This is a genomic window from Azospirillum sp. A1-3 (assembly GCF_023806445.1).
Taxonomy (GTDB): domain Bacteria; phylum Pseudomonadota; class Alphaproteobacteria; order Azospirillales; family Azospirillaceae; genus Azospirillum.
Map to the genome: position 1 here is coordinate 375,266 of NZ_JAMSLU010000002.1, position 14,351 is coordinate 389,616.

The 14,351-nt window shown below is 65.0% G+C and carries 17 protein-coding genes; 9 read left to right on the plus strand and 8 right to left on the minus strand.

Annotated features, from left to right (window positions below; genetic code table 11):
• Positions 1-6: 6 nt before the first annotated feature.
• Positions 7-990, minus strand: a complete 984-nt coding sequence (gene trbB / locus M5E06_RS15160; protein WP_252138868.1) for a P-type conjugative transfer ATPase TrbB — start codon at positions 988-990, stop codon at positions 7-9.
• A gap of 479 nt (positions 991-1,469) precedes the next feature.
• On the opposite strand from trbB, the gene M5E06_RS15165 reads away from it, so the two are divergent.
• Together M5E06_RS15165 and M5E06_RS15170 are read left to right on the plus strand one after the other, a co-directional pair.
• A complete protein-coding gene (locus M5E06_RS15165; protein ID WP_252138869.1) occupies positions 1,470-1,754 on the plus strand; it encodes a helix-turn-helix transcriptional regulator in 285 nt (94 codons plus the stop codon).
• Positions 1,755-1,767: 13 nt separating this feature from the next.
• Positions 1,768-2,046 carry a helix-turn-helix transcriptional regulator gene (locus M5E06_RS15170; protein WP_252138870.1) on the plus strand — a complete coding sequence of 93 codons (279 nt, stop codon included), beginning with the start codon at positions 1,768-1,770 and terminating at the stop codon, positions 2,044-2,046.
• A gap of 66 nt (positions 2,047-2,112) precedes the next feature.
• On the opposite strand, the gene traM is transcribed toward M5E06_RS15170, so the two are convergent.
• From traM to M5E06_RS15185, 3 genes are read right to left on the minus strand one after another with little or no spacing between them, the layout of a single operon-like run.
• Entirely contained in the window at positions 2,113-2,544 is a 432-nt protein-coding gene (traM, locus tag M5E06_RS15175; protein WP_252138871.1) for a conjugal transfer transcriptional regulator TraM, read from the minus strand.
• 5 nt (positions 2,545-2,549) lie between these two features.
• Positions 2,550-3,323, minus strand: coding sequence for a nucleotide-binding protein (locus M5E06_RS15180; protein WP_252138872.1), 774 nt, complete (start codon positions 3,321-3,323; stop codon positions 2,550-2,552).
• Between the two features lie 10 nt (positions 3,324-3,333).
• The gene (locus M5E06_RS15185) at positions 3,334-3,708 is read right to left on the minus strand and encodes a TraK family protein (RefSeq protein WP_252138873.1); all 375 of its coding nucleotides are present in this window, start codon (positions 3,706-3,708) and stop codon (positions 3,334-3,336) included.
• Between the two features lie 349 nt (positions 3,709-4,057).
• Between M5E06_RS15185 and M5E06_RS15190 the strand changes: the two genes are divergently transcribed.
• From M5E06_RS15190 to M5E06_RS15220, 7 genes are read left to right on the plus strand one after another with little or no spacing between them, the layout of a single operon-like run.
• Entirely contained in the window at positions 4,058-4,408 is a 351-nt protein-coding gene (locus tag M5E06_RS15190) for a plasmid mobilization protein (protein ID WP_252138874.1), read from the plus strand.
• Positions 4,405-6,375: a TraI/MobA(P) family conjugative relaxase gene (gene traI, locus M5E06_RS15195; RefSeq protein WP_252138875.1), complete on the plus strand. Its 1,971-nt coding sequence runs from the start codon at positions 4,405-4,407 to the stop codon at positions 6,373-6,375. Before M5E06_RS15190 ends, traI begins: the two co-directional genes overlap by 4 nt.
• Positions 6,372-8,252, plus strand: coding sequence for a type IV secretory system conjugative DNA transfer family protein (locus M5E06_RS15200; RefSeq protein ID WP_252138876.1), 1,881 nt, complete (start codon positions 6,372-6,374; stop codon positions 8,250-8,252). Before traI ends, M5E06_RS15200 begins: the two co-directional genes overlap by 4 nt.
• Positions 8,249-8,803 carry a conjugative transfer signal peptidase TraF gene (gene traF, locus M5E06_RS15205; protein ID WP_252138877.1) on the plus strand — a complete coding sequence of 185 codons (555 nt, stop codon included), beginning with the start codon at positions 8,249-8,251 and terminating at the stop codon, positions 8,801-8,803. Before M5E06_RS15200 ends, traF begins: the two co-directional genes overlap by 4 nt.
• Positions 8,800-9,414 (plus strand): lytic transglycosylase domain-containing protein, encoded by a 615-nt coding sequence (locus M5E06_RS15210; protein WP_252138878.1) that lies wholly within the window; start codon positions 8,800-8,802, stop codon positions 9,412-9,414. The genes traF and M5E06_RS15210 overlap by 4 nt, the downstream gene beginning before the upstream one ends.
• Positions 9,365-9,628: a hypothetical protein gene (locus M5E06_RS15215; protein WP_252138879.1), complete on the plus strand. Its 264-nt coding sequence runs from the start codon at positions 9,365-9,367 to the stop codon at positions 9,626-9,628. Before M5E06_RS15210 ends, M5E06_RS15215 begins: the two co-directional genes overlap by 50 nt.
• Positions 9,615-11,885 (plus strand): zincin-like metallopeptidase domain-containing protein, encoded by a 2,271-nt coding sequence (locus tag M5E06_RS15220; protein WP_252138880.1) that lies wholly within the window; start codon positions 9,615-9,617, stop codon positions 11,883-11,885. The genes M5E06_RS15215 and M5E06_RS15220 overlap by 14 nt, the downstream gene beginning before the upstream one ends.
• Positions 11,886-11,920: 35 nt before the next feature.
• Here the strand turns inward: M5E06_RS15220 and M5E06_RS15225 are convergent, their stop codons facing one another.
• The 4 genes from M5E06_RS15225 to M5E06_RS15240 form a co-directional block, all read right to left on the minus strand.
• Entirely contained in the window at positions 11,921-12,436 is a 516-nt protein-coding gene (locus M5E06_RS15225; protein WP_353654343.1) for a transposase, read from the minus strand.
• A 42-nt stretch (positions 12,437-12,478) separates the two neighbouring features.
• A complete protein-coding gene (locus tag M5E06_RS15230) occupies positions 12,479-13,012 on the minus strand; it encodes a helix-turn-helix domain-containing protein (RefSeq protein WP_252138881.1) in 534 nt (177 codons plus the stop codon).
• A gap of 88 nt (positions 13,013-13,100) precedes the next feature.
• A complete protein-coding gene (locus M5E06_RS15235; protein WP_252138882.1) occupies positions 13,101-13,691 on the minus strand; it encodes a hypothetical protein in 591 nt (196 codons plus the stop codon).
• A complete protein-coding gene (locus M5E06_RS15240; RefSeq protein ID WP_252138883.1) occupies positions 13,684-14,313 on the minus strand; it encodes a ParA family protein in 630 nt (209 codons plus the stop codon). Before M5E06_RS15240 ends, M5E06_RS15235 begins: the two co-directional genes overlap by 8 nt.
• Positions 14,314-14,351: the final 38 nt, after the last annotated feature.

The following is a 14,351-nucleotide window of genomic DNA, read 5'->3' on the forward strand; positions in this document are numbered from 1 at the left end:
GAAGCTTTATCCGAGTTGTGAGAGGACGTAATTGCTGCCGTCGAACCCCTCGACGGCGAGAACGGCGGCGATGCGCCGGCCCGGGCCGGACGAGGTCTTTTCGATGTTGACCACCAGGTTGACCGCCTCGGTGATCAGCGTGTGCATCGGCGTCGGAGTGGCTTCGGCAATCAGACTTTCTAGGCGGACCAAGCCGGCGGTGCCGGCGCAGTCGCTGGTGTTGGAGTGAACGGTGGCGACGCCGCCGGGGTGGCCGGTGTTCCAGGCTTTGAGCAGCGCCAATGCCTCCGGACCGCGCGTCTCGCCCACCAGAATGCGATCGGGGCGCAGGCGCATGGTCGCCTTGAGCAGCCGCAGCATGCTGACATGCTCGGTGGCGCGCAGCGGCACCGCATTCGGCGCACTGCATTGAAGCTCCACCGTGTCCTCGATGATGATCAGCCGGTGGTGCGGGGTGGCGCGCTCGATCTCCTTGATGAGGGCGTTGGTCAGCGTCGTCTTGCCGGTGCCGGTACCGCCGACCACCAGGATGTTGCGGCGGGCAGCGACGGCCTCGACCAGCATCGCCCGCTGGCGCTCGGTCATGATGCCGAGCTCGACATACTCCTCCAGCGTAAAGACGCGCGACGCCTTGCGGCGGATCGTGAAGGTGGGAGCGGCAGCAACCGGTGGAATCAGGGCCTCAAAACGGGAGCCGTCAAAGGGCAGCTCGCATTCGAGGATCGGGGTGTCGCGGGTGATGGTGGTGCGCAGAGCCGCCGCCACCGTGGTCATCAGCGACTCCGCTTGGCTGGCCGACATGGTGCCGACCGGCTTCATGTCCTGCCCCAGCCGCTCGACCCATAGCCGGCCGTCCGGGTTCAGCGCGATTTCCACGACATCCGCTTCGGCCAGAAAACCACACACCAACTGGCCAAGCTCACGGCGCAACTTCTCCTGCACGCGCCGGTCGTGCTCTTGCTGGTATGAAGCGGTAGCAACCACAGCCATCGGCATCTCCCGGGGTCGTTCGTTGCGTATCTGCGGCAGCACTCACTATAGCCGTCATCGAATGACCTCCAGAATGACTGAAAGGGTATAGGGAGACCTCACCTTGGTCGTGGCCAGGTTGTGCGTACAAACGGGTAGGGCAACTGCAAGAGAGTCCCTGTGACCGATTGTTCAAGAATAAATGCATATTTGGGTATGCCGATTGTGTAGCAGATCGGACGCGCAGCGTCCTTGTGTTTTAGAAATCAAACAGTAAGGTGAACGCAGGCTTGTGCCTCGAAGTTGTTTTGAATGGGTGAGAGATATGTCTGGCTTCTGTCTTGAGGTCGAAGGGGTGAGGCTTACGCCGTTACATGAGAATACCCACTCCGCGAACCGGTTGGATTAAGTATCAAGTCTATTCCGCTAGGATTTGGCACATTATCTGCATTAGATATTCCGGATTGAGCCATGCAGAGCAATAAGGGCGAGTGACTGACGTGGTTGATCCTGACGAAAAACCAGAACCAGCCTCTCGCAAGCGCCGAGCGTCCCATAAAGACAAGCCGGTTGAGTTGTTGATATTTGCACATAACTTCAAACAAGCCCGCCTTGCCGCAGGGCTGACTCAAACTGACATCACCAAGAGAATTGGCGTTTCGCAGGCCTATGTGTCCGAGGTGGAGCGGGCTGTGGTTGATCCAAGCCTGACCCACATGGCTTTGTTGGCCCGTGTGGTGGGAAAACCTTTGCATGAACTCTTAAAGCCGTCCCCCGGCAAATGAAGGGGATCAGGCATTGACCAGTGACAACCAAGATGCAGGTGGTCCGCCCAAGACACACAAGCGGCGCATTACGAAGGAAAATACGCCGCCTGAGCTGCTGACATTTGCGCGAAACTTCAAAAGGGCTCGTTTGGAAGCAGGCCTCTCTCAAAATGATATCACGGCACTAACTGGGATAGGTCAAGCCTATATCAGTGTTATTGAGAATGCCCGCCACTCCCCCAGCCTCAGCTACATGGCATTGCTTGCGCGTGTGGTGGGAAAGCCATTGTATGAGCTGCTCGAGCCCTAGTTCAACATCCCCCTGGCATCAAACAGACATGTGAGCGTCGGGTGAGTGACTTGGAGGCAGGCGGCGCTACAAGGTGATCGCTCCCACCAGCAAGCCGACGAGGCTACAGACGGCCCCCACAGCCACCAAGGCGGCGTAAAGGGCCGTTCGGCGGGCCATAGCGGCCTGCTGGGCGGCTTCCCGTGCTGCCTGCACCTGCCGGTCGAGCGAAGCGAGAAGCTGCGCCTGGACGGCCCTGCCGGCTTCCTCGACTTGTCCGGCCACGTAGCCGCCGGTCTCGGTGACGAGCTTGCCGGCCAACTCGCGGGCCGCGGCGATCTGCTGGGCCGCCCCCGCAGCCGTCCGGTCCTCTGCCTGTTCAAGCGTGGCAGTCAGTCGCTCGATATACTGGGCGAGCACCAACTCGTTGAGGGTGAGGGTGACGAGGATCGGGTCAGAGGGGCCGAGCAGCACGTTGTGCCGCTTAGCAACTTCACCGATCAGGCGTTGGACATCCATGGCGGTCAGACGACAAGAGCGATCTGATTGAAGATATCACGTTTCATCATCGTCAGACGTTGCTTCGCCATCAGGCCAAAATCGGGGCTGCTGACCGCCTCATCAAATGTGAGTTTGCGATCCAGCATCATCTCCATGTCTTTTCCAAAGGTTTCGCTGGTATAGCGCTTGATTTGCACCAGCCCTTTCACCCGATGCCGGTTGAGGTGGAAGGTTTTCATTTCTTCGAAGCTCTTTCCGTCGGCGACGATGTCGCCGAAATACTCGTTGAGCCACACCACCATCTGGGCGCTTTCGGGAAGCTGGCGGGCGAGCTGATCAAAGCCGGTAAGAGTGTCCATGATGGCCTGACCACCGGTGACGACGGTATGGACGACGAGCTGCCTTCTTGAAGCGGCCAGGAGGTCGGCAACGCCGTTCTCGAGCATATAGCTGATGAGGGGCAAAAAGGAGGCGGCACCATTGTCGACCACGACGCTGGCGTCCTCTGACACCAGCAACTCGATCATGGTGTCGAAGTTACGGGTGTTGATCTGATTGCCCTGCAAGAGGTCGAGGCGGCGGGCGTTGAGCGCGGTATAGCCCGAGAGGGTGTCGTTGACGGGATCGGTGTCGATGCAGGTGACGGGCCGGTTATGGTTGATGAGGTATTGTGCCAGGAAGGACGAGACCATGGACTTTCCGACACCCCCCTTTCCCTGGAGTGTCATGTGAACTTGGGAAGGCGTTTCGGGTAACGCCGCGACCTCATTAGTGACCTGTTTGACCTTCGTCGTCATCGGTGACTCCTTAAATCAGGTCCTCGGGGTTTTTCGCGCGCGGATTGTATTTAAAATGACGGATCATGGGACCGGCGTTCGGATCGGAAGGCGGCCGCGGCGTAGGGGAAGCGGGTAGGTCGGCCTTATTGGGAGGAGCGGTCACGTCCTTGTCGCTCTTTCGTCGCCGGCTTTCTGCGGTGTCCACCTCAGTGATGTAGCGTTGCACATAGCGGGCGAAGCTTGAGTAGCTGACGCCCAGACTGGCGGCGTAACGCTGGTGGATCACCGTCAGCGGGTAACCCTGGGTCACGTCCTTGCGAACGGTTTCAAGGATGGTCAGGAAGGCGATCCGGCCGGCGCCCCAGTGGCGCGCAGGGCCGGCACTGTCCGGCTTGTCCATCATCGGCTCTCTCAGCGGCTACCGAGACCCTAGTCTCGCAAAAGGTTCAAAGAGTTTCGCAAACTCTCCGACGGTATAGACTGCGAAACTCTGCGAACCATTGCGAAGGTTTTAGAGGCTCTGCAAATCTTTGTGATTTTGACCCAGGTGGGATAGTCCTTCGCAAAGTGTTGCAGACTATTGCAGAGTTTCGCAGAGTTTTGGCTGACAAGATATGTGTTGTAGGACTACACGGCAGAGCCGTGCAGTCCTACAACACCCGCGCTTACTCGCCCTTTGGGCTCGACGCTGATCTTGCTCTGCGAGGCATACGGCGGCTGCCGCCGCTTTGAACGCCAGGGAGGAAACCACCATGACGGCACCCAATGCGGGCGAGACCCGCGACCGGCAGCGGCCCTTGAAGGTCTGGGTGAATGCGGCCGAGCGGGCGCGGATCGAGGCGCAGGCGGAGGCGGCCGGACTGTCGGTGTCGGCCTATCTGCGGAACGTCGGACTGGGGCACCAGCCGCGCAGCGTGGTGGACCTCGATGCGGTTGAGCAGCTGATAAAAGTGAACGCTGACCTGGGGCGGTTGGGCGGCCTCCTAAAGTTGTGGCTGACCGACACGCCAGGGCGGGGGGCAGCGGTTGCCGACGTGCGTGAGCTGCTGGGATACATCAAGGATACGCAGGACGAGCTTCGCCATGCGATGACGCGATTATGATCGCCAAGCGGGTCAAGCGCACCAAGGCGACGTCCGATTTTGCAAGATTGGGTCGTTATATTCTGGCGGCCAAGACCGAGGCGGCGGCGCAGTTATGGACGCGGACGGCGGACTACATTCTGGACGCCAAAGGCGGCGGGGAAAAGCTGGCGTGGTCGTGCATCACCAACTGCACCAGTGACGAACCGGGGTGGGCGATCCGCGAGATCCTGGTGACACAGGAGCGCAACAAGCGGGCGAAGGGCGACAAGACCTATCACCTGATCGTCAGCTTCCCCGAGGGGGAGGTGCCGACCAGGGCCCAACTAGAGGACATCGAGGACACGCTGTGCGCCGGCATCGGTTATGCCGAGCATCAGCGGATCAGTGCCGCCCACACCAACACCCAGCACTTCCACATTCACATCGCGATCAACCGGGTGCATCCCCGCACTCTGCGGTGCGTCGAGCCGTTCTACGACCACCCGACATTGTTCCGGCTGTGCCGGGCGCTGGAGCAAAAGCATGGCCTTCAGCTCCACCCGATGGACGGCCCGACGTTGCCCGGCCGGCCGGGCGACATGGAGGCGCATTCCGGTGAGGCGTCGTTCCTGCGGTGGGTGAAGGAGACCGCCGGCGCCGAGCTCGTGGAGGGGGCAGTCAAGGCGGCAAGTTGGGGCGAGCTGCATGCGGTGCTGGAGCGCTATGGGCTGGTGATCCGGCCGAAGGGCGCCGGGCTGGCCATCGTGCAGGAGGCGATAGGGCTTGGCGTAAAGGCGAGCAGTGTCGACCGCAGCCTGTCGGCCAAATCGCTGACGAAGAGACTGGGAGCTTATGAGCCATCCCAGGCGCAGAACCAGCGCCGGCCGAGCGTGGCGGCCAGTGACGGGGCCCAAGGCGACACTCCCGCACAGCTAGGGCACGGCTACCAGAGAGTGCCGCTGCTCCGGCATGGCAACAGCGAGGGGCTGTACCAAGAGTACAAGGCACAGCGCGAGGCGTTGCTCAAGGCACGGGCCGCCCAGCAGGCAGCGCTGCGTCAGGCCCAGGCGGAACACGCCAAGGAACTGGCGGCGTGGTATGCGGCACGGCGGGCGGAGATCAAGCGCAGTCCAGTGTTGACAGCGGTCGAGCGCCGGCATGCCTACACGATGCTGGCCCACCAGCGCCGGGCCGACGCCACAGCGCGGCGCCAGGAGCAAGCCCGGCAGCGCCAGCAGGTGGCAGGGCAGGGCTTGCCACGCTGGCAAGATTTCCTGACGGCAGAAGCCAGCCGGGGCAACGAGATGGCGGTGGCGGTGTTGCGCAGCCGCTCTCGCCGGCAGCGCCGCATGGCGGAGACCCTGCTGACTGCGGCCGACGCCGATGTTGCCCGGCACATCGTCTATGAACGGCTGCGCCCGAATGCCGGCAAGGACGGTTCGCTGGTCTACCGGGTGGAGGATGGTGGGGTGGTGAGCGACGAGGCAACCCAGGTGCGGGTGACCGAGGTCACCGCCGGGGCGACCTTTCTCGCTCTGTCGCTGGCCGACGACCGCTTCCGTGGCCAGGCCTTGGTCGTGGAGGGCTCTGATGCCTTCAAAACGCAGGTGGCGCAGCTCGCGGCGGTGAAGGGGCTGGAGGTGCGTTTTGCCGACCCCGAGCTCGAGCGGGAGCGCGCTCGAATGGCCAAGCCTATGACCCAGGCCGAAGGATCTACATCCGTCACCGCCTTCATCTCCCGCCGGAACAATAGGAGAGAGATCGTAACGTCGATAGACTATACGCGCCTCTGGACACCGAGCGACGCCGGCCCGGTGGTCTACCAAGGCCGCCGTAGGTTGCAAGACGGTGCCGAGGTGGTGCTGCTGCATCGAGGCGGCGAGACGCTGGTCAAGCCGGTCACCCCCGCCCAAGCCGCCAAGGCGAGCACATGGCGGGTGGGGCAGACGGTCGAGCTGAACAGCGGGGGCCGCCTCCTTTCCCCATCGAGAGGGCGCAAGCGATGACGACGGCCGGTCCCTTAAGTCCGACTCTCCAACCCAAGCGCAAGCGATCACGGGCGCGGCTGTTCGGGCCGCTGTTGCTGGCCGGGACGGCGGTCGGGTTGTCGAGCGTCTGCACCCAGTATGTGGCGCAGAGTCTCGGCTACCATCCGGCACTAGGGGAGCCATTGATCGGTGTGGTCTATCCGCCGTGGGCTTGGTTCCGGTGGCAGATGGACTGGTACTGGTCGGCCAAGGCGGTGTTCGACACAGCAAATCTCGGCTTTCTCGGCGGACTTGGCGCCAGCATCCTGACCACTGTGCTGGCCGTTGGGCTTGCAACCCGCAGCGCCACCCGGCACGAGGGGGTGCATGGCACCGCCCATTGGGCGGGCCGGAGCGAGGTGGAGCGCAGCGGGCTGCTGCCGGCGGCGGACAAGCCGGGTGCCGGCGTCTATGTCGGCGGCTGGACCGATCCGGCAACCGGCCGGCTGCATTACCTCCGGCACAACGGGCCGGAGCACATCGCCGCCATCGCGCCGCCGCGATCCGGCAAGGGCGTCGGGCTGGTGGTCCCCACCCTGCTGTCCTGGCCGCACAGCGTCGTGGCCCACGACATGAAGGGCGAGCTGTGGGCGATGTCGGCGGGCTGGCGCAAGGCGCAGGGCCAAGTGGTGATGAAGTTCGATCCGGCGGCGGCAGAGGGCAGCGTTGCCTTCAACCCGCTGGCAGAAATCCGCTTCGGCACGCTCTATGAGGTGGGCGACGTGCAGAACGTCGTCACCATCATGGTTGATCCCCAGGGCACCGGGCAGTTGGACCACTGGGCGGCATCGGCGCATGCGCTGCTGACCGGGGTCATCCTCCATCTCAGCTACAAGGAAGCCAAGGACGGACGGGCTGTCACCTTGCCGGCAGTGGCGCAGGCCCTGTCAGACCCGGAGCGGCCGGTGATCGAGCTGTACGAGGAGATGCTGGAGAACCGGCATCTGTGGAAAGCGGAGACAGGCGAGGCCGTCGCCCATCCGGTGGTGGCGGCGGCGGCCCGCGACATGCTGAACACCGAAGACGAGGAACGCGCCTCGATCCTCTCCACCGCCCGGCGCTTCCTCAGTCTCTACCGCGATCCGCTGGTGGAGCAGAACACCGGGCGCAGTGATTTCATGGTCGGCGACCTGATGGACCATGAGCGGCCAGTGTCGCTCTACCTGGTTGTTCGTCCCGCCGACAAGGATCGGCTGAAGCCGTTGATGCGGCTGGTCATCAACCAGATCGTCAGGGTGCTGGTGCGTGACGAAATGGCCTTTGTCGGCGGCCTGGAGCAGGCGCTTCACAAACACCGGCTGCTGCTGCTGTTGGATGAGTTCGCCAGCTTCGGCAAGTTGGAGGTCTTCCAAGAGGCGCTGTCCTTCATCACCGGCTACGGCATCAAGGCGTATGTGATCGTTCAGGACGTGGCGCAGCTGTGGAGCCTCTACGGCAAGGACGAGAGCATCCTGTCCAGTTGCCATGTCCGGGTGGCCTACGCGCCGAATAAGGTCGAGACGGCCGAATGGCTGTCGAAGATGACCGGCACCACGACGATTGTGAAAGAAGACATCTCCACCAGCGGGTCGCGCTTCGGCGCCGTCTTGCAGAACGTCACGCGCTCCTATCACGAGGTGAGCCGGCCGCTGCTGACGCCCGACGAGGTGATGCGGCTAAGAGCTCCGGTGAAAGACGAGGCCGGCCGGATCAGCGAGCCGGGCGACGTGCTGGTGTTCGCCGCCGGCCATGCCCCGGTCTATGGCACGCAGAGCCTCTACTTCCGCGATCCGGTCTTCACCGACCGTGCCAAGATTCCAGCTCCACCAACTGATCGGCTGCGGGGCCGGAAGCCGGGCAAGGCGTTCGTGCTATGAGCCGGCCCAATCGTGGCCGGCGCTTTGCCGTGAGGGTGTGGTGCGCCGCGATCCTGACCACGGTGGCGACCACCGCCGCCGGCACGGCCGGCTGGCGGATCAACGCCACGCCATCCCTGCCGGTCGGGCTGTGGCGGGTCGATGTGGCCGGCGCCGTAACGCAGGGCGTGGTGGTCGAATTGTGCCCGCCCGACAGCGGACCGTTCCGGCTGGCGCGTGAGCGTGGCTATGTGCCGGCGGGGTCCTGCCCTGGCGGTTATCAACCGCTGTTCAAGCCCATCGTCGCCCAGGCCGGCGACGAGGTGGAGCTGACGGCCGAGGGGGTGCGGGTGAATGGCGTGCTGCTGGTGAACAGCCGGCCGCTCGCCGCGGACGGCGCCGGCCGGCCGATGCCGGTGCTGCCGCCCGGCCGCTACCGGGTCGAGGTCGGCACCGTGTGGGTGATGTCCTCCCATCACCCGGCGTCTTTCGACAGCCGCTATTTCGGAGCGCTGCCGCTGGAGAACATCCAGGGGACCGCGCGGCCCATCCTTGTGCAGGGGGCGTCATGATCGACCTCATCCTTGCCTGTGCGCCGGACGTGGCGCTGCAGACCGTGCAGGAGATCATCCGGGTGGAGAGCGGGCGGAATCCGCTGGCGATCAAGATCAACGGCGCGTCGCTGGCGCGGCCGGCCATCGACATGGCCGAGGCGGTGAAGCTCGCCAGCTCGGCAATGGCCGCCGGCTACACAGTGGATCTCGGCTTGATGCAGGTGAACTCGGCCAACCTGTCGAGGCTCGGCTACACGGTCGAGCAGATGTTCGACCCCTGCACCAATCTGAAAGCTGGGGCGGCGATCCTGACCGCCAACTATGGACGGGCAGTCGAGCGCCATGGCCCCGGCCAGGAGGCGTTGAAGGCCGCGCTCAGCGCCTACAACACCGGCAGTTTCGAGCGCGGGTTCCGCAACGGCTATGTCGCCCGCTACTACGGCGCGGGTGTGACCTTCGCGGCCGGCGCTGCTTCGGGTGACGCGGCCCCGCCGCGCCAACCCCTCCCCCAGCCGGCGCCCGAGGCGGCGTCGGCCGATCCCTATCACGCTGACACCACGGCTTACCGGAGGACGACCAATGTCCAACAGCAGCTTGACCAGCGGGGCACGCCCCCCAGCGGCCAATGACGCCGAGCAGGCGCCGATCCGCATCCAGCAGGATGCGATCCTCTCCACCAGCCTGTCGGACTTCGGCACGTCAGGGGTGGTGGTCGAGGTCGATCCCGACGAGGCTGAGGCGCTGGGCGCGTTCGAGGAAACTGCGTTGACAGAGGCCGACGCTTGGGAGTCGAACGCCGACTTAGGCGACGCGCTGGAGGGCCACGGCCATGGCGTCGAATGAGTTCGTCCAGACCGTCGCCGACACCATCATCGACCAGCTCAAGGAGGGAACGGCGCCCTGGATCAAGCCGTGGAGGCCGGGCGAGCGGCATCTGCCCTACAATCCAACCACCGGCAAAGACTATCGCGGCGCCAACACCCTGTGGCTGATGGCGGTGGGGCAGGCCAGGGGCTACGGCGATCCGCGTTGGATGACATACAACCAAGCCCAGGACACAGGCGCCCAGGTGCGCAAGGGGGAGACGGGCACCGGCGTCCAGTATTGGAAATGGCAGGGCCTGGAGCCGGTGCTGGGGCAGGACGGCAAGCCGGTGACCGGCGAGGACGGTCAGCCGCTCAAGCAGATAGTGCGCTACGAGCGGCCCCGCGTCCTCTCCGCCGTGGTGTTCAACGCGGCGCAGATCGACGGCCTGCCGGAGGCCGAGGCGAGGCCGGTGCTGCCGGAGTGGCAGCGGCACAAGCAGGCGGAGCGCCTGCTGTCGGCCGGCGATCCGAAGATCCTCCATGAAGGCGGCAACCGCGCCTTCTACAGCCCAGTGTGGGATCACATCGTGCTGCCGGAGCGCTCGCAGTTTCCGAGCGCCGACGGCTTCTATGCGACTGCGCTCCACGAGAAGGGGCATTGGACCGGACACAGCTCCCGCCTGGACCGCGACCTGTCGCACCCATTCGGCTCGGCAGGATACGCCAAGGAGGAATTGCGGGCGGAAATCGCGTCCATGGTACTGGGGCAGCAGCTCGAAATCGGCCACGACCCTGGCCAGCATGTCGCCTACATCGGCTCGTGGATCGAAGCCTTACAGGAGGACCCGCGGGAGATTTTCCGCGCGGCGGCCGACGCCGAGAAGATCGTGAAGCACCTCAACGGACTGGGGCAGCAGCTCAGCCAGGAGCAGGGTCAGCAGCAAGGCCGCGACCACACGTCGGTGCCGGCGCAGGGCCAGGACGAGGGGGGGCAGGTCAAAATGCCGGTACTCATCACAGAGACGCAGGCCTTGGCGATGCAGACGGTCGACGAGCGGGTTTATCTGGCGGTGCCCTATGCGGAAAAGGACGAGGCGAAGGGGCTGGGCGCACGGTGGGACCGCGAGCAGAAAACGTGGTATGCGCCGCCCGGTGTCGATCTGGCGCCGCTGGAAAAATGGAGGCCAGGGCATACTGATCTACATGTGGACGGTGGCCGCGACCCACGCGCCGAGTTCGCCGCCGCCTTGCGGGAGGCGGGGCTGCACCTGGACGGGCCGCCGGAGATGGACGGCCAGATGCGGCGAGTGCGAGTGGAGGGCGACAAGCCGGGCGAGCGCAGCGGCGCCTATGTCGGTCACATGGATGGGCACCCGGCCGGCTACATCAAGAACCACAAGACGGGGGTGGAACGGAACTGGAAGGCACCGAGCCGCACACAGGCCGCCACCACGGTGGACCGTGCCCGCTTGACCGCCGAGGCGGCTCAACGTCGGCAGGCCCGCGCGCAGGAGCGCGAGCTGGTGCAGGAGCGGGCGGCGGACGCCGCCGAGGTGCGGCTTGCCCAGGCCGAGCCGGCGACTGACGATCATCCCTATCTGCTGTCGAAGGATGTGCCGTCCTACGGGTTGCGCCAGGACCGCGAGGGGAACCTGCTGGTGCCGATCCAGGGCATGGATGGCAAAGTCATCTCGGTGCAGGCGATCACCGCGGAGGGGCGCAAGAGCTTTCAGAAGGATGCCCGTACCCAAGGGGGGCACTTCCTGATCGGGGATGCCGCGGCCTCAAAGTCGGTGCTGGTGGCGGAGGGCTATGCCACCGCGGCGACGCTGCACCGGGAAACCGGGCTTGCGGTGGCGGTGGCCTTCAACGCCGGCAATTTGCGGTCGGTGGCTGAGGCGTTGCGCCAGCGGTATCCGGACAAGCCGCTAGTGATTGCCGGCGACAACGACCACGTCAAGGAACGCCAGGGCAAGCCGAATGTCGGGCGGGAGAAGGCCGAGGACGCGGCGGCCAGGGTCGGGGGAACGGTGCTGCTGCCGACGTTCCGGCCGGATGACCGGGGCACCGATTGGAACGATCTGGCGCGCGCGCAGGGGCAAGCGGTGCTGTTCGAGCAGGTGTCGGCCGGGCTGGCGCGGGGCGAGCGGCAGCGCATGGCGGCCGAGCTGGCGCAGGCGCGCAAGCCTCAGACGCAGGGCCAGGAGCGGAGTCAGCGCCAGGATGAAGGCCGGCGGCTGACACAGGGCGAGCAAGAGATTCAACATCGTAAAGCACAGGGCATCAGAAGGTAAAAATGAAGCGCTTAGTGGTGCATCCACCAAGTTGTTTAGACATTCGGGAGCGCGGCGACACCCAGTCGGCTCGGCGCGCGATGGCGCCTGCGCCTGCCCCAGACGAAGGGGTGCTTGTGCACGGTCCAGTAGGCGGTGGCCCGTTCCACCGCCGCCTCGATCTCGACCCAGGCATCGAACCGGCGCCCTTTCAGCGCCAGTGAGCGCAGCACTTTCCACCAGGGCTCGATGAGGTTCAGGTAGGCGGCGTACTTGGGCTGGAAGACGAACTCCCAACGCGGGTGGGCGAGGTTGAACAGCAGCACGTCCGGGCCGGAGTGGCAGTTCAGGTTGTCGAGCACGGCGTAGACCCGCTCTGCCGCGGGGTCGATCCAAGCCTCGACCCGGCCCAGGAAGTCGATCCAATTCGCGGTGGTCCAGCCCTCATAGGTCGCCGTGAGGGCGTCTCCCGTGGCCGGGCGGAAGGCGCCGACCACGTACCCGGCCACGTCCCGCCGGCCGTAGTCGATCTCCTGCTTGGCGCGCTCGGCCTTCGGGCCGGCGGCCCGGATAGCTCTTGCTCGCCTGCGGCCCCATCTCGTTGAGACAGACGACTACGCAGCCCGTCGGCGGGGCGGTGTAGAGCTGCTCAATCGGCCCCTTTTTTTAGTGAAGTCCGGATCAACCCGCGCCCCGAACCACGTCTCCTCCTGACGCCACGTCAATCCCTCCTGGACAAGGATCTCGGCGATGCGGCTGCGCTTCATCCCGATCCCTTTCTCCGACAGGTGGGCCACCAAGCGGTCCAGCGTCCACGACGCGAAGGGCAGGCTCAGCTCCGCAGGCGGGGTCAGGGCGGTGTCGATCACGGCGCTGCGCTCGGCCACGGTATAGGTGGGCGGGCGCCCCGACCGCACGTCTTCCTCCAGGCCGTCGAGACCGCGGGCCTTGAAGCGCTTGAGCCAGTGGCGGACAGTCTCGCCGCACAGGTCCATGCGCTCGGAGATGGCCGGCGCGGTCAGGCCCTCGACCGAATGCAGGACGATCTGCGCCCGCCGGACGAGACCGGCACCCAACGTGCGCAAGCGTGCCATCGTCCTCAACTTCTCCAGCTCCTCGTCGCTCAAGCCCTGCACGCAGATGGCCATGGCCCGGCTCCAGGGCGGTGGGTTTCCCTCACCAACCGCTCCGAAGCCCTGGAGTTCCAATCAACTTAGCGGATGCACCACTAAAACGTCAGGCGAGCGCCGAAAGCTCTCGGTCGATGTCGGCGACACGGGCAAGAAGCCGCTGCTTTTCCGCTTTCAGCATCGTCCTGCGGTCGTCATCGCGCTGTGCTGCGTTCGTCCGGATGCGCCGCTTGAAAGCGACGATCTCGGTGCGGCGCATGTCGGGGCGGATCACGCCTTCGGCGACGGCCTGGGCACGCTCCGTGTCGGAAAGCGTTGCGGCATGATAGACCACCGAATAGCCGGCTGCCTCGACACCCGGCGGCAACAGGCCGGCGGCCACCGCGCGGTAGGCGGTCATGATCTGGCTGCGGACGACCTTGCCGAAGCGCAGGCGCTCGATCACTTGGGCAAACTGCTCCGCCGAAAGCTTCTTCTGCGCCTCGTCCAGATAGCGTCCGATGGCAAGGAAGCTTTTCTGTGCCTCCTCCCACAAGCGGTCGATGGTCTCGACATACTCGTCCGGCGTCGTGGGTTCCGGGGGCAGTGCGCCATCGCGGCCGGACGCACGGTTCGACGGCAGGCGTTGCGCCAGCGGGGCGATGGACCGTTTGATTTCGTCCGCGTCGAACAGCTTGAGGGGGGGCCGCTTAGCCATGCTCCGCCTCCATCAGGGACGCCACTTCGGCGGCGATGGCGCCGAAGTCTTCGCGTGCCTCTGGTGCTGCGAGCGGCGCGCCATTCCAGGAGGCCTGCTGATAGGCGGTGCGGGCCGGCAGGGCGGCGCTCAGCACCGGCACGCCCATCACCTCGAGCTGAGCCCGGGTGTGGCCGGTCACCTGGGCACGCCGGTTGACCTGGGTCAGCACGGTGGCGTGAGGGATTTTACGGCGGACCATCTTGCCGGCCGATTCGATCAGTTCCTGGGTGCGCACCGCCTCGACCACGTCCTTCCGGTCGGTTTTGCACGGAATCAGCACGAAGTCCGCGGCGCTGATGGCGTACAGCATGCCTCTCTGCAGGGCGCCGGCGACATCGATCAGCACATAGTCGGAGCGTTCGACCGCGCCAGCCACGCTGTCGATCACCGCTTCCTCCTCGACCGGCGTGCACGGGATGCCGTTTCGCGGATCGGACAGCCAGTCGTGAAGGTTGCGGTTGGGGTCGGTGTCGATGCATTCCACGCCTCGGCCTTGCCTGCGGAGAAGGTCGGCGAGGCCGGCCGCGAGCGTGGTTTTCCCCGATCCACCTTTGGTGGTGGCTATTGCGATTACTGGCACGATGCCGCTCCCTGTTTGACCGGTCAAACAGGGAGCAA

Coding starts and splice junctions, on each gene's coding strand:
- M5E06_RS15210 (WP_252138878.1), top strand. CDS start 8,800: ATGATCGACCTCATCCTTGCCTGTGCGCCGGACGTGGCGCTGCAGACC.
- traM (WP_252138871.1), bottom strand. CDS start 2,544: ATGGATGTCCAACGCCTGATCGGTGAAGTTGCTAAGCGGCACAACGTG.
- traI (WP_252138875.1), top strand. CDS start 4,405: ATGATCGCCAAGCGGGTCAAGCGCACCAAGGCGACGTCCGATTTTGCA.
- M5E06_RS15185 (WP_252138873.1), bottom strand. CDS start 3,708: ATGATGGACAAGCCGGACAGTGCCGGCCCTGCGCGCCACTGGGGCGCC.
- M5E06_RS15230 (WP_252138881.1), bottom strand. CDS start 13,012: ATGGCCATCTGCGTGCAGGGCTTGAGCGACGAGGAGCTGGAGAAGTTG.
- M5E06_RS15220 (WP_252138880.1), top strand. CDS start 9,615: ATGGCGTCGAATGAGTTCGTCCAGACCGTCGCCGACACCATCATCGAC.
- M5E06_RS15200 (WP_252138876.1), top strand. CDS start 6,372: ATGACGACGGCCGGTCCCTTAAGTCCGACTCTCCAACCCAAGCGCAAG.
- trbB (WP_252138868.1), bottom strand. CDS start 990: ATGGCTGTGGTTGCTACCGCTTCATACCAGCAAGAGCACGACCGGCGC.
- M5E06_RS15215 (WP_252138879.1), top strand. CDS start 9,365: ATGTCCAACAGCAGCTTGACCAGCGGGGCACGCCCCCCAGCGGCCAAT.
- M5E06_RS15180 (WP_252138872.1), bottom strand. CDS start 3,323: ATGACGACGAAGGTCAAACAGGTCACTAATGAGGTCGCGGCGTTACCC.
- M5E06_RS15235 (WP_252138882.1), bottom strand. CDS start 13,691: ATGGCTAAGCGGCCCCCCCTCAAGCTGTTCGACGCGGACGAAATCAAA.
- M5E06_RS15190 (WP_252138874.1), top strand. CDS start 4,058: ATGACGGCACCCAATGCGGGCGAGACCCGCGACCGGCAGCGGCCCTTG.
- traF (WP_252138877.1), top strand. CDS start 8,249: ATGAGCCGGCCCAATCGTGGCCGGCGCTTTGCCGTGAGGGTGTGGTGC.